General features: G+C 60.2%; 1 protein-coding gene. It reads left to right on the forward strand.

What is annotated here, in order from left to right:
• Positions 1-399, forward strand: a 399-nt coding sequence (locus AC0T7J_RS25460; protein ID WP_473798592.1) for a sugar phosphate isomerase/epimerase family protein, incomplete at both ends; no start/stop codon positions are given.

The following is a 399-nucleotide window of genomic DNA, read 5'->3' on the forward strand; positions in this document are numbered from 1 at the left end:
ATACAGAATTGCGGCGCGTCGTTCGAACAGTTTCTTGAAGCGGTGAATCATCACCCCCGCGCCGCAATTCTGTATGACCCGAGCCACCTGCTGCTGCAGCAAATGGACTACCTCGGCTTCATCGACCGCTACCACCAACGCATCCGCATGTTCCACGTCAAGGATGCCGAGTTCCGCCCCGATGCGCGCTCCGGCGTCTACGGCGGGTATCAGGGTTGGGTCGAGCGTCCCGGGCGCTTTCGCTCGCTGGGCGATGGCCAGATCGATTTCAAATCGATCTTCAGCAAATTGTGCCAATACGACTTCAACGGCTGGGCCGTGCTGGAGTGGGAGTGCTGCCTGAAAGACTCCGCACAGGGCGCGGCGGAAGGCGCGGCGTTCATCGAGCGACACATGATA

This window comes from Pantoea sp. E956-1 (assembly GCF_982223955.1).